This window comes from Arthrobacter sp. ISL-95 (genome assembly GCF_018613695.1).
Lineage (GTDB): Bacteria > Actinomycetota > Actinomycetes > Actinomycetales > Micrococcaceae > Arthrobacter.
On record NZ_JAGGPR010000009.1, the window covers coordinates 143,092 to 162,973 of the forward strand.

20 protein-coding genes and 1 pseudogene are annotated in these 19,882 nt (G+C 60.2%); 12 read left to right on the top strand and 9 right to left on the bottom strand.

Annotated features, from left to right (window positions below):
• Positions 1 to 18 precede the first annotated feature (18 nt).
• On the top strand, positions 19 to 384 hold the full coding sequence (locus J7I86_RS14615) for a MerR family transcriptional regulator (protein ID WP_214820951.1): 366 nt from the start codon (positions 19 to 21) through the stop codon (positions 382 to 384).
• 9 nt (positions 385 to 393) lie between these two features.
• Here the strand turns inward: J7I86_RS14615 and J7I86_RS14620 are convergent, their stop codons facing one another.
• Positions 394 to 1,515, bottom strand: coding sequence for a VanZ family protein (locus J7I86_RS14620; RefSeq protein ID WP_214820953.1), 1,122 nt, complete (start codon positions 1,513 to 1,515; stop codon positions 394 to 396).
• Here J7I86_RS14620 and J7I86_RS14625 point away from each other — a divergent pair.
• Positions 1,514 to 1,726: a hypothetical protein gene (locus J7I86_RS14625; RefSeq protein WP_214820955.1), complete on the top strand. Its 213-nt coding sequence runs from the start codon at positions 1,514 to 1,516 to the stop codon at positions 1,724 to 1,726. The genes J7I86_RS14620 and J7I86_RS14625 overlap by 2 nt on opposite strands.
• 48 nt (positions 1,727 to 1,774) lie before the next feature.
• On the opposite strand, the gene J7I86_RS14630 is transcribed toward J7I86_RS14625, so the two are convergent.
• Both J7I86_RS14630 and J7I86_RS14635 read right to left on the bottom strand, forming a co-directional pair.
• Complete coding sequence (locus J7I86_RS14630) at positions 1,775 to 2,326, bottom strand: dihydrofolate reductase family protein (protein WP_214820957.1); 552 nt, start codon at positions 2,324 to 2,326, stop codon at positions 1,775 to 1,777.
• Between the two features lie 56 nt (positions 2,327 to 2,382).
• The gene (locus J7I86_RS14635) at positions 2,383 to 2,709 is read right to left on the bottom strand and encodes a hypothetical protein (protein ID WP_214820959.1); all 327 of its coding nucleotides are present in this window, start codon (positions 2,707 to 2,709) and stop codon (positions 2,383 to 2,385) included.
• A 259-nt stretch (positions 2,710 to 2,968) separates the two neighbouring features.
• On the opposite strand from J7I86_RS14635, the gene J7I86_RS14640 reads away from it, so the two are divergent.
• Together J7I86_RS14640 and J7I86_RS14645 are read left to right on the top strand one after the other, a co-directional pair.
• Entirely contained in the window at positions 2,969 to 3,376 is a 408-nt protein-coding gene (locus J7I86_RS14640; protein WP_214820961.1) for an ASCH domain-containing protein, read from the top strand.
• Positions 3,377 to 3,422: 46 nt separating this feature from the next.
• The gene (locus J7I86_RS14645) at positions 3,423 to 4,169 is read left to right on the top strand and encodes an SUMF1/EgtB/PvdO family nonheme iron enzyme (RefSeq protein WP_214820963.1); all 747 of its coding nucleotides are present in this window, start codon (positions 3,423 to 3,425) and stop codon (positions 4,167 to 4,169) included.
• A 115-nt stretch (positions 4,170 to 4,284) separates the two neighbouring features.
• On the opposite strand, the gene J7I86_RS14650 is transcribed toward J7I86_RS14645, so the two are convergent.
• On the bottom strand, positions 4,285 to 5,058 hold the full coding sequence (locus J7I86_RS14650; RefSeq protein ID WP_214820965.1) for a class I SAM-dependent methyltransferase: 774 nt from the start codon (positions 5,056 to 5,058) through the stop codon (positions 4,285 to 4,287).
• Between the two features lie 405 nt (positions 5,059 to 5,463).
• Here J7I86_RS14650 and J7I86_RS14655 point away from each other — a divergent pair, with 405 nt between their 5' ends.
• Both J7I86_RS14655 and J7I86_RS23305 read left to right on the top strand, forming a co-directional pair.
• Positions 5,464 to 6,072: a hypothetical protein gene (locus J7I86_RS14655; RefSeq protein ID WP_309476736.1), complete on the top strand. Its 609-nt coding sequence runs from the start codon at positions 5,464 to 5,466 to the stop codon at positions 6,070 to 6,072.
• A 339-nt stretch (positions 6,073 to 6,411) separates the two neighbouring features.
• On the top strand, positions 6,412 to 8,238 hold the full coding sequence (locus J7I86_RS23305) for an Hsp70 family protein (protein WP_214820969.1): 1,827 nt from the start codon (positions 6,412 to 6,414) through the stop codon (positions 8,236 to 8,238).
• A gap of 128 nt (positions 8,239 to 8,366) precedes the next feature.
• Here the strand turns inward: J7I86_RS23305 and J7I86_RS22895 are convergent, their stop codons facing one another.
• On the bottom strand, positions 8,367 to 8,501 hold the full coding sequence (locus J7I86_RS22895; RefSeq protein WP_286179797.1) for a hypothetical protein: 135 nt from the start codon (positions 8,499 to 8,501) through the stop codon (positions 8,367 to 8,369).
• Positions 8,502 to 8,645: 144 nt separating this feature from the next.
• On the opposite strand from J7I86_RS22895, the gene J7I86_RS23125 reads away from it, so the two are divergent.
• The 4 genes from J7I86_RS23125 (at position 8,646) to J7I86_RS14680 (ending at position 15,561) form a co-directional block, all read left to right on the top strand.
• The gene (locus J7I86_RS23125; RefSeq protein WP_214820971.1) at positions 8,646 to 10,814 is read left to right on the top strand and encodes a LuxR C-terminal-related transcriptional regulator; all 2,169 of its coding nucleotides are present in this window, start codon (positions 8,646 to 8,648) and stop codon (positions 10,812 to 10,814) included.
• A gap of 182 nt (positions 10,815 to 10,996) precedes the next feature.
• Positions 10,997 to 12,130: an IniB N-terminal domain-containing protein gene (locus J7I86_RS14670; protein WP_214820973.1), complete on the top strand. Its 1,134-nt coding sequence runs from the start codon at positions 10,997 to 10,999 to the stop codon at positions 12,128 to 12,130.
• A gap of 171 nt (positions 12,131 to 12,301) precedes the next feature.
• On the top strand, positions 12,302 to 14,083 hold the full coding sequence (locus J7I86_RS14675; RefSeq protein ID WP_214821075.1) for a dynamin family protein: 1,782 nt from the start codon (positions 12,302 to 12,304) through the stop codon (positions 14,081 to 14,083).
• Between the two features lie 134 nt (positions 14,084 to 14,217).
• Positions 14,218 to 15,561: a dynamin family protein gene (locus tag J7I86_RS14680; protein WP_309476738.1), complete on the top strand. Its 1,344-nt coding sequence runs from the start codon at positions 14,218 to 14,220 to the stop codon at positions 15,559 to 15,561.
• Here the strand turns inward: J7I86_RS14680 and J7I86_RS14685 are convergent.
• Positions 15,558 to 16,037 (bottom strand): hypothetical protein, encoded by a 480-nt coding sequence (locus J7I86_RS14685; RefSeq protein WP_214820974.1) that lies wholly within the window; start codon positions 16,035 to 16,037, stop codon positions 15,558 to 15,560. The genes J7I86_RS14680 and J7I86_RS14685 overlap by 4 nt on opposite strands.
• 270 nt (positions 16,038 to 16,307) lie before the next feature.
• Positions 16,308 to 16,874 carry a type 1 glutamine amidotransferase domain-containing protein gene (locus tag J7I86_RS14690; protein WP_214820975.1) on the bottom strand — a complete coding sequence of 189 codons (567 nt, stop codon included), beginning with the start codon at positions 16,872 to 16,874 and terminating at the stop codon, positions 16,308 to 16,310.
• Between the two features lie 192 nt (positions 16,875 to 17,066).
• On the opposite strand from J7I86_RS14690, the gene J7I86_RS14695 reads away from it, so the two are divergent.
• Together J7I86_RS14695 and J7I86_RS14700 are read left to right on the top strand one after the other, a co-directional pair.
• A complete protein-coding gene (locus J7I86_RS14695) occupies positions 17,067 to 17,558 on the top strand; it encodes a DUF2975 domain-containing protein (protein ID WP_214820976.1) in 492 nt (163 codons plus the stop codon).
• Positions 17,558 to 17,845 carry a helix-turn-helix transcriptional regulator gene (locus J7I86_RS14700; protein ID WP_309476737.1) on the top strand — a complete coding sequence of 96 codons (288 nt, stop codon included), beginning with the start codon at positions 17,558 to 17,560 and terminating at the stop codon, positions 17,843 to 17,845. The genes J7I86_RS14695 and J7I86_RS14700 overlap by 1 nt, the downstream gene beginning before the upstream one ends.
• 166 nt (positions 17,846 to 18,011) lie before the next feature.
• Here J7I86_RS14700 and J7I86_RS23310 read toward each other — a convergent pair.
• A pseudogene (locus tag J7I86_RS23310) lies at positions 18,012 to 18,803 on the bottom strand (Gfo/Idh/MocA family protein); the annotation flags it as partial.
• A gap of 31 nt (positions 18,804 to 18,834) precedes the next feature.
• Positions 18,835 to 19,857 carry a LacI family DNA-binding transcriptional regulator gene (locus J7I86_RS14710; RefSeq protein WP_214821079.1) on the bottom strand — a complete coding sequence of 341 codons (1,023 nt, stop codon included), beginning with the start codon at positions 19,855 to 19,857 and terminating at the stop codon, positions 18,835 to 18,837.
• Positions 19,858 to 19,882: the final 25 nt, after the last annotated feature.

Sequence of the window (19,882 nt, forward strand, 5' to 3'; positions counted from 1 at the left end):
ACGTAAGAGGTGACACCAGTGTCAAAGGCAAGCGAGTCAATGCTCCGGGTGGGTGACTTGTCTGTCCGAACCGGTGTGGCACCACGCTTGCTGCGCTACTACGAGGGCCGTGGGCTTCTGTTCGCCGAACGGTCTCCCACCGGACAGCGACTGTTTGGGTCTTCCGCCGTGGAGCGGGTACGGCATATTCGCTCACTGCTGGAAGCCGGGCTTCCAACAAGCGTCATCCGGGAACTGATCGACTGCATATACCAGCCGGGGCGGTTGGAGCCATGCGCGGTTCCCACCTTGATGGCCCACGTGGAGGACTATGACAACCGCATCGCAAACCTTGTCAATACCCGCGCTGCCCTGCAGGGTCTGATCGACGCCTCGAAGGAGTAGCCCGCAGCATCAGTCTGCCTGCACAGCCGAACCAGCCACCCGCCGTCGTGCATTTTCGCGTGCGTCCACCATCTGCGTGCCAGTCAACAGCCCTGAAAGTCCTCGCGATTTGGTGAGCGGAACGGCCACGAACGCCACGAGCAGTAACAGGCCGCTCAGCAACCCGAAGACGGCCGACGGATACAGCCCACCCAGAAAAGTCAGCGTGACGTACAGCCCGCCGGTGACGCTCGCCCGGAGCAATGTTCGACGGCGGGTGGCCGGCCACTGCGGCTGGAGCCACACTGCGCGCTGGCCGAGCGAGGCGCCCGAGCCCACGAGCGCCGGCAGGTAGAACGCCAAGAAACCGGGCACCAGATGCATAAGGACGAGGGAAGTGGTGTCGTCTTTACCGGGCAGTTCCGCACCGAGGGTGAGCAGCGCAGTCCGGTAGGTGACTACAAAGGCGAATCCGAGGAACGTCAGTGCCGCGTAGTCGATGATCATGCCTAGCCAGCGACGCCAAACAGTGACAGGACGGCTCTGGCAGCGGGACGCGCGAAGCTCCCCGCGTTGTGGCATGAACCACAGGACAAGAGGTGCGATGAGTGCGCCGATCAGGGCGCCCAGCGTGTTGGTGATGAAATCGTCAACGTCTGCCAAACGGTACGAACAGTCGTAGATTCCCCAGAGGCCGGTGAATTGCGTGGTCTCGATAAGACCTGATGCGATGGCGCCGGTCAGGACAGAAACCGGTATGTTCCACGAGAGATACCGCCGCGCGATCACGCCCCACGGTATGAAGAGGACCACGTTGAACACGACTTGCAGCGTTGCGCGGCTGGCAAGTGTTCCGGTGATCCCAAGCCCGGCTGTTTCCCGCTGGATGTCATCCAGGAACTGAAACGGGACGGCTTGGAACGAGCTGCCGCCAAGTGGGCACTGCAGAAGGGCGGGGTCCGGCAGGGGCAGCAGCGTGTACGCCACGAGTGCCACGCCGTACACACTCAGTCCTGCCGCTCCAAGGAACCTACGCCACGTGAACCGGCCATACATTCTGTACTGGACCGCAATGATCGGCACCATGAACATTGCGAAGAGGAGTACTCCTCCCAGCACGCCCACGTATGCCGGCCACACCCATTCCCCCATGACTTCCTTTCACTCGTCACTTCCATGGTTTCAGGAATGGGGGTTCAATTCCTCCGTCTGCGTGGTGACGTTGCTCGCTGCGGGGTGGTACCTGGGGCTGATCCCGTCCCACCATGTTCACCCGCAGGGCTTCAGCTCCCTTGAACCACGGCGACCCGCTACTGTTGATGTACCCGAGAGCGAACTGGGCGCAGCGTTGCTGCTGGGTTGAGCGCTGAGCCGGGCCGACGGCGGCAGGCGGGTGCCGCCGTCGGGCGCTTTAGTCCTTGCGCAGACTGTATGTGCTGACTATGTTGCCCTTGCTGGTGGCGTACTGGTTCTCCAGTGCGAGCCGGTGCAGGGGATCGCCGTCTTCGAAAAGTCGGCGCCCGCTGCCAGCCACCACCGGGTGCGTCATCAGGGTGAGTTCGTCAAGGATGCCCGCGAACAGCAGCTGACGGACCAGGGAGATGCTGCCACAGACCGCTATCTCGCCGCCGTCCCGGGACTTCAGATCGGTGACGAACTGCTCCACGTCGCCCTCGATCAGATGCGCGTTCTCCCATTCAAGCGGTTCGGACAACGTCCGGGAGGCAACGAACTTTTCGATTGGGTTGATGAAGGTGGCAAAGTCGTCGTCTTGCGGCGCGTTGGGCCAGTAGCTCGCCCATTCTTGGTAGCTGACGCGGCCCAAAACCACGGTGTCCACGGTGTTGATCATTTTGGTGAGTCCCGTGCCCAGCTCGTCGTCGAAGCTGTCGAACTGGAACTTGAAGGGGTCCTGCACTACGCCGTCCACTGAGTGGAAAAGGCCAGCGGTAACTTTGCGCATGTGTATCTCCTGTTGGATGGCTGGTGCTTGGACGGCGGGTGTTTGGTTTGTTGGCCTTAGGCGGCGCGGCTGGTGGTTTGGAGGCCCCGGGATGGAAGTGCGGTCACGTTGCCGAAGTCTGCGGCCAGGCGTAAAGGTACCGCGTTGAGCGCAGCATAACCCTGCAGTTGATCCAGTGCGTCCGGGTCAATGGTCGCTTGGGAAAGGTCCATCTCGACGCCGAGTCCGCCGCCCAGGCTCTTGGTGCGTTGGACCACCGGGTAGAGCCCCTGGAGGCTCAGGGTGGTTACTCGCCCGGTCGCTGCGATCTGGATCTGTTCGCCGTCAACGTCGACGCGAACAACTACGGAGAGCTTGTCGCTGGCCAATGTACTGCCTTTCATCCTTGCTGCCACGCTGCAGCGTCCCCCAGCGTATGCGGCGGGTGTGACCTGCGCAACATTACGACGGCGGAGCTGCCGCCAGCGTTGCGGTCACATGGCACGTATTTCTGCGGGGAACTGTATTCCCTGACATCAGGCACCGTCACCCGATCGGCGACCTTTCTTTCATTCTCCAAATCTATTCCGAAGGTATCCGCTGCAACGGCGTCCGGTTGGGGACCGGCATACGGACAGGGTCGGGCGGTGATTAGCTGTTCCTATGGACGAACAGCTCCCGGTCATTGAGTTCGCCTTTCCCGGGCCACTTCGCGATCGCCTCGTTAGTGCAATCCGGACTGGTCGCAAGACTGCTACGAGTTCTCTTCTCCATGAATACGAGGTCGGTAATGAACCGCTGCCTGCTGTGGGAGACCGGGGTGCGGTCATCGATTCGAACGGAGAACGGGTGGAAACGATCGAAACTACCGCCGTCCGGATCGTCCCGCTACGAGATGTTCCGTTGGGTCACGCCCTGGCTGAGGGAGAGGGGTACGCGACGGTCGCAGACTGGCGCTTAGGCCACACTGAATTCTGGTCGTCAGAGGCAATGAGAGCTGAACTTGGCGACGACTTCGAAATTACCGACTCATCGCTTGTTGTGCTCGAACAGTTCATACTCGCCCGTTGAGGCAGCAACTGCGTGGCCGCAGTGAACTTCATGGGAGCCTTGGGGAATGTCTACCTTTGATCTTCGTCCGCTACCGGCGGGGCACGTGGAGATGCACGACGCGCGACGGGGCCGCCGTTGGGCCGTCCATCTGGAGCCATTCGAGATTGCCGCCACCCCGGTCACCACGGCTCAGTTCGCGCACCTGATGAGTCATAGCGAAACGGGTTCCCGGATACCTCTGACAGGTATTAGTTGGGTCGAAGCCACGAAGTTTTGTAACGCAGCTTCAATGAACGAAGGTCTTGCCCCTGCGTATGTCAGCAAGGCAGGGGACATACGTTGGCAGACGGGCGCTTCCGGGTACCGTCTGCCCACTGAGGCCGAATGGGAATATGCATGCCGCGCCGGCACAGTGGGGCCGCACTATGGACCCCTCAACGCCATCGCGTGGACAGCCAATGATGAGTTGGAGAACCCCGTAGAGGTAGGGCTGAAACAAGCCAACGCATTCGGGCTCCAGGACACCCTTGGAAACGTTTGGGAGTGGTGCTGGGATTTGCTCGATCCTGCCCGCTACGGAGATTACCGTGTCTTCCGTGGGGGAGGTTTCGCTGACAAGCCGTGGAGCGTGCGTGCCTCTACTCGGCGCGGCGGAGCCCCTGGAATGAACCACCCGGATCTGGGTTTGCGCATTGCTCGGGGTGTCTTCCATGATGCGCTGGCCGCTCAAGGTTGGTCAGCGGAGGCTGATTCTGTACGGGCAAAGATCACTGGCATGCTTCCGTCAGGGTGGACACCGCTGCGGCGCTGACTTCAACCACCATATGCTTGCCTGAATTCACAGTGATGAGTTGCCCCGGTAGAGGATCCGCTGGTGGAACGCCAGCATGTCTGTGCGTCACATGACGGTGAGTCGCAGTGGACTCCTACCCCCTTAGGCAGAAATACGCCATCCCGAGTACGCCTCGGTAGCCCTCTTCATATGCAGCGCGCTGTTCCTCATATCGCCGACGGACCTGCTCTGCGGCGGGATGGTCGGCTTCGTGGGCTTCTAGCCAACGGGTAAACCTGTCGCGATACCCGGCCTCGAAGACGTCCCACTCCTGAACGCTTGCCTGGTCGTCGTTCACCACCTCGAAACCAGCGGCGCGGATCTGCTCGCGTAACGCATCTTGCGTTAGGTACTCGTCATCACGTCCAGCCAGAGGGGCGGTGGCAGCCGGATGAGGTGTTGCCGACCAGATCGCCTCGCCGTAGACGAGTCGGCCGCCGGGAAGCACCAGAGCTCGAAGGGCGCGCAGGGCTGCGGCGTAGTCGAGCGGCTGCGCGTCCTCTACCGGAGGCCCCCAGATCTGGCTCGCGCCGATGCAGATGACAGCGTCTGCGGGGCGATCCTGGGCTTCTAGGCCAGGCATCGAATCAAACGTCGCTCTGTCGAGCAGCCCACGAGTCAATGCTTGTTGCCTCGCTCGGTCGATGGACGCGGAAGCACTGTCCACTCCGCGTCCGCGTGCCTGCGGGGCCGACGTCAAAACCCGAAGTAGTAGTTCACCCCATCCGCACCCCATGTCCAGAACCTCAGCCGGCGCCGGGTCGGACAAGAACGCCACAAGGTGTGCGGCGCGTTCCTCGGAAAGCGGTGTAAGCCAGGTGAGGGATTCGTAGAGGGGCGGCAGCTCAAGCGAAGTACTGTCGGTCACTCAATGATGTTCTCACGATTCGCAGCGCCGCTGCAGGGCGGTCCTGTCATTTCGGGGCATGTATGAGTCGAAACTGATCTCAGTCGAACTCTTCATTGTCAGGGGTTTTCTGCCGGAGGAGACTTGAGGTGACGGTATCCAATCCTGGGCCGCCCGCGGGGCCACTCGGCTGCGGGGCCTCACAGCGCCTTGTAGCGGCCTGGTGGATCAATGAGTTCTGTGACACCCCTCGAAAAGCCCGCTCAGCGGTCGCGCCATCTCTTGCCCTTGGTGACTATCGCACTGATTGGATGTCTCGGCGGGTGCGAGTATGAGTCTGACGACGCGCCCCTCCCGTCTGCCACTTCTCAGGTTTCGGAGGCTCGTACGGTCTCACCGCTGCCGGAGAGTCGCGGCACTCGCACAGTGCCACCGCTGCCGGAGAGTGGTGATATCGACGCCGGCACATATCTAGTCCCCGTCGCCGGCTACAAGGAGCCTTTCGAGATCACCGTCCCAGGCGGCTGGTTTGCTTTCGACGGCAATAGCCTGGGCAAGGATGATCCGGACCACCCGGCTGAATGGGCTGTCTACCTGACTCTTGGGTCCGCGGACTATGTGGCGCAGGACGCATGCACCTGGAGGGGCGCCCTTGCCGATGTCGGTCCGTCGGTCGAGGCCTTCATTAGGGCTATGGCGGCGCAGTCGTCAACGGCAAGCACTCCTCCCGTCAAGGTCATGGTGGGCGATTACGCCGGCTTCGAGTTCGACCACTCCGTCGAGGGCAGCGTGGACTTCAACGCCTGCGACGGCGGCAAGTTATGCATCCACGCACTACATACTCAGGGCTGCTCACGCTTGTACTCAACTCAGAATGAACACGAGACCTACCGGGTGGTCGACTTGGAGGGCCAGCGGGCTTTCGTCGCGGTGGGCTATATTGACGAATCGATCAATCCGGAGCTGATGAGAGAGGCACGCGCCGTTTTCGACTCGACCGTGTTCAGTCCTCCAAGTGACCAGCTGATCCGATAGGCGATCCCCCACGGGCTCCGGCTCCTTCTCTGAACTCACCGGGGTGGGGACCCGGGTAAGCCGTCCAGAGCCGGAACGGATGCTCGACCGTCTTGGCCCCCGTGATGAAGTCGTGGTCTGGAAGCTGGACCCGTCGGGGCCCAAGCGGAACGACGTCGATCCAGCCGGTTTATCAGGGGCTCAGTGGTGGGCGCGTCAGTAATTTTCGTCGACGGTACGAGGCTGACGGCGCTCAACACCAATTAATCCTTTTCTTGGATTAAGCTATGAACTCTCCATGGACCCGTGTTACCTTCGGAGACGGGGCGGTGCCGTGCCGTTCACGTCTTGGGGGGGTTCATGGCGTACGTTCTTGCCGTCGATGTCGGAACAGATCAGATAACGTGTGCCGCCGCAGAGTGGGGTTCCGGCGGCCTGCAAAAGCCTCGACTTGTGAGTTTGGGATTGTCCAGTGTCTCCGTACCGAACGTTCTGTTCTTTGCAGAGGACGGTCGCACGTTGGTTGGCGAAGAAGCGGAAGCCAGCGGTCTAGCGGATCCCGATCGAGTTCTCCGCGGGTACAAGCACCGCGTCGGAGACTCCGTTCCCATACGTGTAGGGGAAAAAGGCGTATTCGCTGAGTACCTGCTCTCCATCGCTACACGATGGGCAGTGGATCGGGTCAAAGAACTGGAAGGCTCCGATGCCGCATCTCTTATCGTGTCGTATCCGCCCGCGTGGGGTGAGTATAGAACTGGTCTACTCAGGGATGCGTTGACTGCAGTTGGCTTGGATGATGTCACTCTGATGAGCGAATCCATGGCCGCCGCCTCATACTTTGCGAGCAAGCAAAACGTTGAAACCGGAAGCGTGATAGCCATTTGCAGCCTTGGTGCTGGTTTCAGTGCATCAGTGCTCAAGAAGAGCAGCGATGGAACGTTCAGTTCCCTAAGCCACTGCGAACACCCGGACATGCTAGGTGGCGCGAGTTTCGACGACGCCGTCCTCCGTCATGTCATGCAATCCGCAAATGGTGAAATTGCAAGATTGCATCAATCCGGTAACCAAAACGTTCCGGCGCTGTCGCTGCTCAGACGTCACTGTGTTGAAGCCAAAGAGAACCTTTCGACTGATCCTGAAACCATTATCTTGGTGCCCCTTCCTGAATCCCAGTTCCAGGTACGCCTGACGCGCGAGGAGTTTGAAGACTCAATAGGTGATCAGGTGGATGAAACCATTGATGTGCTCCTTGGCACCATGGATCGTGCGGGCGTCAAGAGCGAGGATCTCGCAGCCATAGTACTAACCGGTGGTTCAGCACGTATTCCGCTGATTGCCCGGCTGGGTTTAGAAAGAACGGCACGACCCGTCTTCGTGGACGCTGAATCAGATGCCGCTATTTCCCTTGGCGCCGCATCAGCGGCTGAACAAGCCGTGGTCCGGCTACCTATTACCGCTGAGGCGTCTGTAAATGCCCCTGTGCAGCTTGCAATCGCAGAAACTGATTTGACTGACGGGCCAAGGCGCGAGTCGAGGTGGCGTCCTGCGGCTGATTCTAAGCGTCGTGTCATCAGGCAACGTTCGTGGGCAAGAATCGCCATGGCCGGGGCAGTCGCGGCCCTGTCCATCGTGACGCTTACCGGAGCCCAAGATCCTCCTACTACCGAAACGCTGGCCCCGCTGATAGCGCCGGAGGCTATCGAAGGTCAGCCCTCTCCCGGGTCCCCGGTTGGACCTGAGCAGTTGCCCAAAGACGCGACGGCCACAGAACCAAGTCCGGACGTTGCAGCGTCGCCGACTGATGCACAACCGAAACTTCACGCTACTGAGCTAGTTCCCTTCCCAGGGCAAACGGCAAGCACGCCCCCGCCCGCAAACTTACCCTCGCCACCAGGCCGCCCTACGACGAACGGTGACAACACGACATCGTCACCGGCTGGAACCGCCAGTAATGATGGGGCTGGCGCTACCATCCCAGGCGCGGAAATACCGGCAGGTCAGGCCCCGGCTTTGATACCTCAGCCTGCCGTAACGTCTGGCGTGGACGTCGTGCCAGCCCCGGGGACGCCTTCCCCCGCCCCAGCACCTGCCGAAGCGGCTGAACCTGAGCCCCTGCCGGATCAGTCTCCCTCAGATCCGGGGTCCACGCCTGAGGTTCCTCAAGCAACTCAGGACTTGGTCGAATGAGGCTGGTGGACGCGCCGGCGGAGAGCCCCATGCGAGAGTTTCCCACCCGTTTGGCGGATCATCTCAGTGATCAACGCGCGCTGGGGTTCCGGCCGGGGGCACTTAGGATTATCTCCGGTGTCAGGGGTTCAGGTAAGACTGCTCTGCTCTATTCCCTTGCCCGGCATTATGAAGCCGCCGGGCTCAGGGTTTTTCGCTCTATCAACGAGCTGGATGCTGAACGTCCTGATTTCCCTTGTGCACTCTTCCTGGACGATGCTCATCGGCTTAGCGCCTCTTCCTTGGAGGTAGTACGCGCTCTCCTGGAGACGGAACACGTTGACCTTACAATGGCATGCCGACCGTGGCCGTGTCAGCAGGGGATGGAAGAACTCCTGTCCACATTTCAGACCGGCAGTGAGCCGATCGTGGTTTCCGAACTTAGTGTTCAGGACATTCAAGAGCGGTTCTCATCGCGCCGCGGAAAACCGGTTCCCATCCACGTGGCCAAGTGCTTGTGGAAGCAAACATTTGGCCTTAACTGGCTGGTGGAGCATCTGCTTGTTGCCCAGGGGGACGGAGACTCCCCAGGCACTCTGCTGGACGTTGAGGGCGTGTCCGTCCTCCAGGACGTCGCGTTGGAGTTGTCGGGTCTGGACACAAAATTGCAGACCCTCGTCCTGGCCATGGGTCTGGGTTTCGATGTTCGTGAGCAGGTCCCGGATGTCTTGGCCGACGAGGATCTAGAAGGTCTCATTGCCCATGCCCGATCGGAGGGACTTATCACCGAAAGCGAAACAGTTCCCCCTTTGTTGCGCAGGGCACTTCTCTTGGGAAATCGTCCCGCTCTTGTAAAGTCGCTGCAACTTGAGCTGGTACAGGCTTTGACAGATCGCGGCCCACTGTCTGTGGAGGCCGCCCGTTCGTTTGCCACTGATGGTTTCCGAGACCGGCGCGTAGCACGGGTGCTCGAATCAGCGGGGGATGAGAATTTAGTCGTTGATCCGGCTCTGGCCATAACGCTGTACGAAGAGGCAGAAACGGCCGGGTTGGCTGAGTGGTCAACAGCATCGCGCCGTGCAGAGGCAGCTTATTCACTCGGAAACCTGGACCAGGCTGCCCGGCTGGTAGACGGGCTGCTGGCGCTGCCGGAGGCCCCGGATCTTTTGAGGGGTGCAGAAGTAGGAACAGCAGTGTGGGCTGCTCGGGGAATGATGGGCAGAAGCGCTGCCCTATACAAATGGCTCGGGATAGAAAGAACAGGGCCGGCAACACCGGCAGCTTCAGTAGTGCTGACAGGCACTGGTGACATCGAGACGGCCCGCATGATGTTGGACTCCACGAGCACTCATGCAGCTCCGACTTTGTTGGCTGAAGCGTCAAAACTTATGGGTCAGGGGATCCAGGAGTCGCTGACGGGGCATCCGCATCAGGTGCTCGCGCTGTTAATTCGGGCCTCGGACATGCTGACTTCTTCCGGATCCGTCCCACCTATGGCTGAGACTCCCGCTGTGCTGGCAGCACTTGTCGCTATTCACGGTGGAGAGCTGGAAACCGCCGGCACTGTAATCCGCTCGGCTCTGGCCAGCGGTCAAGGCGGGCCCGCCCATCGGCCCCGTCTGCTCCTGATGAGCGCTTGGGTTGCAATGCAGCAGGATGACCCGGAGGAAGCTCGAGCCGCAATGCTAAACGCCCAACCAGCGGGCACAGCCCTTACCCCACGGGATCAATTCCTGCGTTCAGCCCTTGAAGTTGGTCTTGCCCGGAGGGCAGGCGACGCCGGGCTTTTGATCCAATCGTGGCAACACGCCCGTGAGGCGCTCCTTCATGTATCAGTTGACCTTTACAGTTTGCTCCCCTGGGGGGAGCTTATGGTTGCCGCCGCCCGGCTTCGCCAATCCGCAACAATTGAGCCCTATATTGCAGAAGGGTGGGCACTGCTGGGAAAGCTCGGCAACCCTCCCCTGTGGTCCATACCCTTTCACTGGTCAGCCGTAGGGGCCGCTCTGCTGGCCGACCGTCCGTCAGCCATGGCTCCTCACGCGGCTGCCCTGGTCCGGGCTTCTGACCACAGTCATGTTGCAGCGGTGCTCGCGGAGGCGGGAAGAACCTGGGTCTCAGTCCTGGCAGGACATTTCAGTGTCGAATCAGTGGAGAAAGCAGCCCGGGGGCTGGCCTCGCTGGGCATGAAATGGGAGGGCTCGCGGCTGGCCGGCCATGCGGCACCCCGCGCTGGCGACCGGAAGGATATGGCGCGGTTGCTCGCCTGTGCCCGGGACCTGGATTCCCACGCCCCGTGGAGAGCTGACACTGGACAACCGGTGGTCTCTCAGGCTTTTCCCGAGACTACTGCAATCCGTGTGCGAAATGACCGGACCCGCCTGAGTGTAAGGGAACGCGAAGTAGCCAGAATGGTCCTGGACGGAAAGACATACCGGGAAATCGGAGAATCACTGTTTATTTCACCGCGAACTGCCGAGCATCACATGTTGAGAATCCGCCGCCGTCTGGAAACCACCAGCCGTTCGGACACTTTGACCAAGCTTCGGCTGCTGCTGGATCCCTTGGAAGCAGGGAAATCTGAGCCGAACCCGTAACGGGAGTCCCCAAGAACACGTAATGCCCGTAATCCTGCTCCTGTGAAATCGCGGAAGGGGGGCGTGTTCGGTACAGGGAACAACCCCGATGCCGGGCTTGGCCCTCCTGCAATAGATTCAAATCAAGCCAGGCAGCAACGCAGGGCCTACAACTTAGCTCACAGAATTTGAGGATCATTCCAATGTCTAACATCACCTCCGAACTCCTGCAATTCCTGATGAACCTCTTTGGCGATCGCCAGGCTGCTCAGGAGTTCCTTGACAACCCGGACAAAGCGCTGGACAACGCCGGACTAGGCAACGTCTGCTCGGCAGATGTTGATGCAGTCATGCCTGTAGTTCTGGACTACGCGCCCATCACCGTCAAGTCTTCCTTTGACCGCGAATACAACACCGGCGGCAACGGCTCCTTGGCCGGCACCGGCGCAGCTGCAGCCCCCGGACACCACGCCCCGGCTCCCCAGCACGACGATCACGCCCACGCAGTGCAGCAGCTGCACCACGTGGTGCACAACTATTCCTACACTTCCACCACGGATGACCGCGACACGATCACGGACCAGTCGGTCAACCAGAACATCTGGGCTAACGGCGACGTTACCCAGCTGTTCGACAACGATGCTGTCGTCGCCTCAGGCGACGGTGCCCTCGCAGCCGGGGATGACGTTGAGATCGATGAGTCCGAGGACAACTCCACCAATATCACCGTTGGCGACATCGAAGACTCCTTCAACGAGGACAATGACACGCGTGTAGACGTTGACATCGAAGATTCCTTCAACCAGGACAACGACGGCATCGATGGCGACGACAACATTGTTGGCGATGGGAACGTCGTCGGTGATGGAAATGCAGCCGGTGACATCGTCGGTGGCGACAAGGTCGACGTAGGCGACGTCACCGTTGGCGACATTGCCGGCGGCGACATCGCTGGCGGTGACATTGCCGGTGGCGACCAGATCGACGTGGGCGACGTCACTGTTGGTGACATTGCCGGTGGCGACCAGATCGACGTGGGCGACGTCACTGTTGGTGACATCGTCGGTGGCGACCAGATCGACGTCGATCTTGAGAACGTCGGAAATACCGACGAGTCCGTCACCGTTGGTGACATCGACGCCTCCGTCACCGATGAGTCCATCACGGTCGGTGACATCGACGCCTCCGTCACCGATGAGTCCATTACGGTCGGTGACATCGACGCCTCCGTCACCGAAGACAACGACACGTTCACCGATGACCGCGACCTCATCGATGCAGATGTTCCGATCGATGGCGACGTCACCATCCCGGTCACTGTCGAGGTTGTGCCGTAACCCGAACCGCTTGGAACGGCAAAGCCCGGCAGGACCACTCCAGCCGTAACCGGGAAGGCCCGGCAGGACTCCACGTCCTGCCGGGCCTTCATCGGGCTTCAATTGAAATCGCATTAATACGGAGGAGGACCGGTGGCAAACTTGGTCAAGCTGGTAGAACACGGCATCACCATGGCCCGGGCCGGTGATCGGGATGACCTTAGTCGGCGCCTCGAACAGACCCGAAGCCGGCTTATGGACCCCAGTGTCCGGGTGATCGTTGTCGGAGAGTTCAAGCAGGGCAAGAGCCAGCTCATTAACGCCCTCGTGAATGCTCCGGTCTGCCCTGTGGATGACGATATAGCCACTTCCGTCCCTACCGTTGTCCGGCATGGGAGTCCTGCATCGGCCGCGGTGCTGGTAGCAGGCTCACCTGGCGGGGAGACTGAACTGAAACGTGTCCCTATTGCAATGGATGAACTGGCCGCCCACGTATCCGAAAAGGGGAACCCGGGAAACAAACGCGGGTTCATCTCGGCCGAAGTATGTCTGCCGCGAAAGATCCTCTCAGGCGGGCTGTCACTGATTGACTCCCCCGGCGTGGGAGGGTTCAACTCAGTACACTCACTGACGACACTTACAGCGCTGCCGACAGCCGATGCCATGCTCTTGGTCTCCGACGCATCCCAGGAGTACACCGAACCGGAAATGCGGTTCCTCCGCCAAGCCATGCGGGTTTCACCCAACGTTGCGTGTGTACTAACGAAAACAGACCTCTATCCTCAGTGGCGCCGGGTACTTGATCTGGACCGCGAACATCTCAGTGAAGGAAGACAGGAGCTAATCCCCCTGTTCCCGGTTTCCTCCGAACTGCGGCTGCACGCCGCCCGGCTTGAGGATCAGGAACTCAACGATGAGTCCGGTTTCCCGCAGCTAATAAAGCACCTGCGTCAGGAAATAGTCGGTAATTCCGAGCGTAACCAGGAAAAGTCTGTCCGCCAGGACTTGCTCTCCGTAATTGAGCAGTTGCGTCTGTCACTCAAGGCTGAACTGGCTGCTCTGGAAAATCCCAACGGCACTCCGCAGCTGATAGCGGATTTGGAACTGGCCAAAGAGAAGTCAGGTGAGTCCCGTAAGCGCTCAGCTCGCTGGCAGGTGGTGCTCAACGACGGCATGTCAGATCTCATCTCAGATATGGAACATGATCTGCGCGACAGGCTCCGGAAAATTCAGCGTGAGGCCGAGCAGGCTATTGACGAAGGCGACCCCGGAAAGTCCTGGGAACAGTTCACTGAGTGGCTCGAAGAACGTTGCGCCGAAGCCATCGCGGACACATTCGTCTGGACAAATGAGCGCGCTCAGTGGTTGGCCGCCAAAGTAGCAGAGTACTTTGACCAGGACGAAATGGCCCTCCCCGCGCTTCGGGTTGATGAGACAGATGACGTCATGGACCCGGTAGAACCCATGCCCGTGTTGGATCCCGGGCACGTCAAGCCCACCCAGAAGATTCTCATCGGGATGCGAGGATCCTACGGGGGCCTTTTGATGTTCGGACTCCTGACCGGGGTTCTGGGAATGGCGCTGATCAACCCCATCTCTATCGGGGCCGGTCTGCTGCTCGGTGGAAAAGCTTACAAAGAGGACATGCAGGGACGGCTCCAGCGGCGTCAGGCCGAAGCCAAGAACCTTGTGCGTCGACAGATTGACGATGTCATATTTCAAGTGGGCAAGCAGCTCAAGGACCGGCTCCGTTTGATCCAGCGCTCAACCCGTGATCACTTCACAGACGTAGCCGAAGAACACCACCGCTCGCTGGCCGAATCGGTCACGGCCGCGCAGAAGGCCGCCACGACCTTCTCGTCGACGCGCGAGCTGCGCATCAAGGCCATAAGAACCGAGTTGGAGCGCGTGAATGTACTGCATCGTCATGCATCCGCTTTGACGGCTCCCCAGATGGTTACAGCAAAACCTTGAAGCCAGTAACCAGCGCCGCCGCTGAGCTGCTGCGTGAGACAACAGAGCTTTACGCAGGAGACCATACAGCCCTCAGTATGCTGGAGGCGTATTCCTGCCGACTCCAGGAACCGCTCCGTGTCGCAGTCGCTGGAATGGCCAAAGCCGGGAAGTCCACGCTGCTCAATGCCATCATCGGGGAAGAGATTGCCGCCACAGATGCCGGGGAATGCACCAAAGTTGTCACCTGGTATAGACACGGACACGTCCCGAAGCTGACTCTGCATCCGGTTGAGGGTCAGCCCCGTGAACTGCCCATCCGCCGGCGCGAAGGCCATCTGGTTCTTACTCTCGATGGCCACCGGCCCGAAGAAGTTAAACATCTCGTTGTGGACTGGCCGTCCCCGGCCCTAAAAAATCTCACACTCATAGACACCCCGGGCCTTGCATCGCTGGCAGAGAGTGTTTCTGCTCGATCCGAGAATTCCATGGCGCCCGATGATGCACCTTCTGATGCGGACGCCATCATCTATCTCATGCGGCACCTCCACAGCTCCGACGTGAAGTTCCTCGAAGCACTTCAGGACCCCAAAAGGAGATTTTCCGGTGCTGTTAGCTCCTTGGTAGTGCTCTCGCGGGTGGATGAAATCGGTGCGGGGCGAATTGAGTCCCTTGTATCGGCCGGTCGCATAGCCGACCGCTACAGGCAAGACAAGAAACTGCGAAGGCTCTCGCTGGGGATCATCCCGGTGGCAGGATTGCTCGCGCAAACTGCCCGCACCCTACGTCAGTCCGAGTACGTTGCCTTGGCAGAGCTTGCGAAAGTGGATCGATCAGCCCGGGAAAGAACACTGCTCTCGACCGACATATTTTTGGCCTCAAAGAACCCGTCAACAGTGAACGAAGAAATGCGGACATGCTTAGTCAACCGCTTCGGCATTTTCGGAATCCGCCTAGCCGTAGTGCTGATTCAAAGCGGATCGAACGACGCAACGACACTCGCCCAGGAGCTTGCCCGACGAAGTGGATTGGACGAGCTGCTGGACCTTCTTCAAGGCCAGTTTCAGGCCCGAGCTGCCGAACTCAAAATTCGCTCGGTCATTATGGGTGTGGACCAGCTGCTCAAAGACCGGCCACGGCCAGGAGCTGAAAGGGTGTCGCCCATGCTCGAGCGTCTGCTGTCTGCCTCACACGAGCCACGCGAACTACGCCTTCTGATGCGCCTGCGCTCCGGTGCCGCGACACTTCCCAGGGAGTTCGCGCCAGAAGCCGAACAGCTGCTCGGTGGCTCCGGAACCTCGGTGTCGAAACGTCTTGGCCTGCCCGAAGAGGCCTATCAGAGTGAAATCGAAGAAGCCGCCTTAGCAGCGGTGAAACGGTGGCGTACTTTATCTGAACACCCCTTATCAGATAGAGCAGTAATCGACGTGTGCCGGACCATCGTCAGAACCTGCGAAGGCATTATTGAGGATCTGCAAAGCACAGCGGATCAGCGTTAGACAGGCCGGGCTCTGGACTTAATCCAGGCTGCAGTAGCAGGAAGAAACATCGTAACCGTCGCAGCCAAAGCCATGATGAGCTGCACAGCCAAAAACGAAAGAACGAATGGCCCCCTATTGTCTGGAGGCACCAGGAACGCTCCGGCGAGGACCGTCACCGCGAGGTGTAGCAGCATGACACCAACCAGAGCCCAGCGCGCCCAGTTACGTGCGTGCATCACTGTGGAGACAAGAAACACTTCAATCAGGATCACGAGGGAGACCGCTCCCAGGGACGCCCAAAAGACCAATCCCGTGATGGTGTCCAAAGTCTCTGGGCTGGTGTCGAGGGATGCCTCACGAACCAACTCGCGCAACCAGTCAAGTTGGCTTTCACGCACGAAGTAGACGATGAAAATACAGCCGGCGCCCACGAGGAAGCTCACCACCCATAGGAACTGGGCTAGCCGCATGGTGCCAGGTGGCGGTGTGGGCACCAGTTTCCCGATCGGCGCCGGACTTCCCGTAGACCGCTCCGGCCGCTGTGGGACCTCCGATGAGCTGCCTCGCTTTTTCTCGTCGTTGACGCTTTTCGAGTGAGCTTCCCCCAGTGAATCCATTGGGTAAATATACAACTCTCATCGCCCCCTTTCAGCCACCTTTTGTTGAGCCACGTCAAGTTCTCTTGTTGGCCGCGGGCTACTCATACCTTTACCCGGCACGAAGCGCCTCACGATGAACTCCTCCCGTATGTGGGTGGGTGAGCGCTAGGCGGTCTGGCCTGCGTGCTGGCCTTCGGAGATCTCCTCGACCACCTTGGCGTTGAAGGCGGGGAGGTCGTCCGGGTTGCGGCTGGTGACCAGGCCTTGGTCCACCACCACTTCCTCGTCGGTCCAGTTGGCGCCCGCATTCTTCAGGTCCGTCTGGAGCGTGTGATACGAGGTGACGTTGCGGCCCTTGATGACGCCGGCGTCGATGAGAATCCACGGACCGTGGCAGATCGAAGCCACGGGCTTGTGCTGTTCGAAGAAGGTGCGCGTGAAGTTCTGCGCGTCCTTGTCCACGCGGAGATGATCGGCGTTGACTACTCCGCCGGGAAGAACCAGGGCGTCGAAGTCGGAGGCGTTGGCGTCGGCCACGGCAAGGTCGACGTCGAAGGTGTCACCCTTCTCCACTCCATTGAAGCCTTGGAGCTTTCCCTTGGACGGAGCCACGAGGGTTGGCTCGCCGCCAGCGTCCTTGACCGCCTGCCATGGGCTGGTGAGTTCCACCTGCTCCACGCCGTCCGTCAGCAGGAATGCGACCTTCTTGCCTGTGATGTTGTGTTCTGACATTGTTCCTCCTCCGTGGTGCGGCGGTTGCTTTTTGAGCGTGTGCCGCCGCTGTGAGAGTTGTTTGTCTGACCTGTTCAAGCCTAGGGAAAGCGGCTTTAGTAAGCAAGCTGACTATCCCCATAAGCCAGTATTGCGGTTGCTTAAGTATCGAATATCGATAGAATCGGGTTGTTGTTCGATAAAGGAGTCTCTGTGGGAAAGCTGTCAATCCTCGCCTTGCGGATAGTAATGGCGATGGTGCTGGCGGGTTCACTGTTTGTGCAGCTAAGGATGGTCCCGCTGCTCTCAACCGATCTGGTGGAGGCCGGCGCCCCGGATGGTCCCCGGATCGCGCTGCTGGGCATCGTGGTCCTGGGGATTCTGTGTGTCCAAGTGGTAGCGGTCTGCGTGTGGCGTTTGCTGACCATGGTGCGCCGCGGGACAGTTTTTTCCCACCGGGCGTTCCGATTTGTGGACATCATCTTCGGAGCCATCGCTTTCGCAGCGGTGTTGATGTTTGGCATCGCAGTGATCCTGGCGCCCGGCGAGACAGCCCCGGGGATCGTGTTGCTGATCTGCGGGGCGGCGTTGATGATCGGGGGAGTGGCGCTGGTTGTGCTGGTGATGAGAACGCTCCTCGCCCAGGCTGTGGCGCGGGACGTCGAAGCTGCTGGTCTGCGGGCCGAGCTGGACGAGGTGATCTGATGCCGATCATTGTGGACATCGACGTCATGCTGGCCAAACGCAAAATGCCCGTAGGAGTGCTCGCCGAAAAGGTCGGCATCACCCCGGCCAACTTGGCTGTGCTCAAGAACGGGCGTGCCAAGGCTGTGCGCTTTACAACGCTCGAAGCGCTATGTGAGGTGCTGGAGTGCCAGCCAGGGGATCTGCTGCGGTGGGAGTCTGAGGATCGCTGGGATAGCGGAGACCCATCTGCCGGCGAGCCTCGTCCAACAGTTCCATGGTCCCAACCGACTCCTCAGGAGTCATGAACGGGCTCTCGGTCAGCCCGGCCTGTAGGCAACGCGTCACCTCACGCAGCTCGTAACTGAATCCGTGCCCGAGCACCTCAAATTCCTCCGTGCGCAGTGTGCCGCTACGAGGCTGAATGATGAGCTCGGCCGGGTTGAAGAGGGGAGCAGAGGACCGCAACCAACCTTCGGTACCTCCCACTGTTACTACGCTGGGGCACTCCGCGCCGATTGAGGTGATGAGCTGCGCATGCGCGCCGTCGTCGTAATTCAACGTGAGCGAATTCTGCAGGTCCACGCCCTCGGGAGTCAAAACTCCGCTGGCAAGCAAACTGCAAGGCTCGCCGAAAACTCCCAGCGCCCACGTCAACGGATATACGGCGAGGTCAAGCAAAGCTCCACCGCCGGCGGCCGGATCCCAAATCCGTGCTTCGGGATCGTAGGCGGGTACGAAGCCAAGATCGGCCCGGAGCCAGCGCGGCTCTCCGATTTCACCCGAACGCAAGATCTCCAGGGCGCGACAGAAACTCGGAAGAAACCGGGTCCACACCGCCTCCATGAGGAAAAGCCCCCTATCCCGGGCTAGATCGGCCAGCTCGCGCGCCTGCACGGCATCCATGGCGATGGGCTTTTCGCACAGGACATGCTTTCCCGCATTGAGCGCGGCCAACGCGACAGCATGGTGCTGCGCATGCGGCGTGGCGATGTACACGACGTCGACGGCGGGGTCCGCGAGTAGCCGCTCATAGCCCGGCGTCGATCCAACATCTGAGTAGGACGCAGCAAAACCGAATTTCTCCGCGAAGGTCCGGGCCGATGCTTCCGAGCGGGAACTGACAGCGTGGAGGACGGCGTCCTCGAGGAGCGCAAGGTCCTCCACCACGCGAAGTGCTATGGAGCCTGTGGCTACTACACCCCAGCGGATGGGGCGGCCTGTTGCGAGCGAAGGTGCGACGGTGCTTACGGGAGCAGGAAGCATGGAAGAGCCTTTCAAGGCGCAGTGTTAAAAGCTATACGGAATCTCGGATCACGATTGAAGTGGGCATCCTGTTGACGCGTTCTGCCGGTTTCCCCTCGATCAGGTTCACCAGGGTTTCGGCCATTTTCTTGCCGAGTTCAACAATCGGGTGGTGCACGGTGGTGAGGGCGGGGGTTACGGAGGTAGCGAAGGAATCGTCGTCAAAACCCACGACGGCGATGTCCTCCGGGATGCGCAGGCCCCGCCCTTGGATGGCAGTGTAGGCACCGGCAGCCATCTGGTCGTTCGCTGCAAAAACGGCGTCAATGGGTACGCCGCGATCCAGCAAACGGTGCATTGCTTTGGCGCCGGAGGCCAAGGTGAAGTCGCCCTCCTCCATCAAGCCCTCCCCAAGACCTGACTCCCGCACGGCCGTCCTCCAACCAGCAAGACGGTCCAGGCCCGGAGGCATGTCTTGAGGGCCGGCAATGGTTGCAACGTTCTTCCGGCCGCTCTCGGTCAGAAGTCGCGTGATTTCGTAAGCCGCTGCCTCGTTGGCTACATCCACGTAGTAGCTCTCCTTGCCGCCTACCAAAGGGCGTCCGGCGAACACCATGGGAAGTGACCCCGAGAGGTGCGTCCAGGAATTGTCACCACTGTGGTGCGACACCACCAGCACCCCGTCCACGTTGCCTCCGAGTAGAAAGCTGCGGGTCTTCTCCGGTTTCGATTCCGAGGAGATCACCATGTTCAGCGTGTACTCGGTATCGGTGAGGTACAGGGCAATGCCTTGCACTACCGAGGCGAAGAAGGGATCCGCGAAGACCTTGGACGTGGACTCCGGAACGATCAATGTGACCGCATTTGCCCGGCGTTTGGCGAGTGATCGTGCAGCACGGTTTGGCGTGTAGTCCAGTGCCAGGATGGCTTTCCTCACGGACTGCGCCAACTCCGGGTCAACGCTGGGGCTGTCGTTGACCACACGGGACACGGTGGCCCGCGAGACCCCGGCCAAGGCAGCCACCATTTCAAGGGTGGGTACCGGCCGGGGGCCGCTGGTGTCCTGCGTCGTCATGGTCATCTCCGGAACGTAAGAAAAG

Bases quoted from the DNA above. Each gene is read 5' to 3' on its own strand.
- J7I86_RS14620 (WP_214820953.1), bottom strand. From the start codon at position 1,515: ATGGGGGAATGGGTGTGGCCGGCATACGTGGGCGTGCTGGGAGGAGTA.
- J7I86_RS14670 (WP_214820973.1), top strand. From the start codon at position 10,997: ATGTCTAACATCACCTCCGAACTCCTGCAATTCCTGATGAACCTCTTT.
- J7I86_RS14680 (WP_309476738.1), top strand. From the start codon at position 14,218: ATGGCCAAAGCCGGGAAGTCCACGCTGCTCAATGCCATCATCGGGGAA.
- J7I86_RS14700 (WP_309476737.1), top strand. From the start codon at position 17,558: ATGCCGATCATTGTGGACATCGACGTCATGCTGGCCAAACGCAAAATG.
- J7I86_RS23305 (WP_214820969.1), top strand. From the start codon at position 6,412: ATGGCGTACGTTCTTGCCGTCGATGTCGGAACAGATCAGATAACGTGT.
- J7I86_RS22895 (WP_286179797.1), bottom strand. From the start codon at position 8,501: ATGAGCATCGTCCAGGAAGAGTGCACAAGGGAAATCAGGACGTTCAGC.
- J7I86_RS14710 (WP_214821079.1), bottom strand. From the start codon at position 19,857: ATGACGACGCAGGACACCAGCGGCCCCCGGCCGGTACCCACCCTTGAA.
- J7I86_RS14640 (WP_214820961.1), top strand. From the start codon at position 2,969: ATGGACGAACAGCTCCCGGTCATTGAGTTCGCCTTTCCCGGGCCACTT.
- J7I86_RS14645 (WP_214820963.1), top strand. From the start codon at position 3,423: ATGTCTACCTTTGATCTTCGTCCGCTACCGGCGGGGCACGTGGAGATG.
- J7I86_RS14630 (WP_214820957.1), bottom strand. From the start codon at position 2,326: ATGCGCAAAGTTACCGCTGGCCTTTTCCACTCAGTGGACGGCGTAGTG.
- J7I86_RS14690 (WP_214820975.1), bottom strand. From the start codon at position 16,874: ATGTCAGAACACAACATCACAGGCAAGAAGGTCGCATTCCTGCTGACG.
- J7I86_RS14635 (WP_214820959.1), bottom strand. From the start codon at position 2,709: ATGAAAGGCAGTACATTGGCCAGCGACAAGCTCTCCGTAGTTGTTCGC.
- J7I86_RS14675 (WP_214821075.1), top strand. From the start codon at position 12,302: ATGGCCCGGGCCGGTGATCGGGATGACCTTAGTCGGCGCCTCGAACAG.
- J7I86_RS14625 (WP_214820955.1), top strand. From the start codon at position 1,514: ATGACTTCCTTTCACTCGTCACTTCCATGGTTTCAGGAATGGGGGTTC.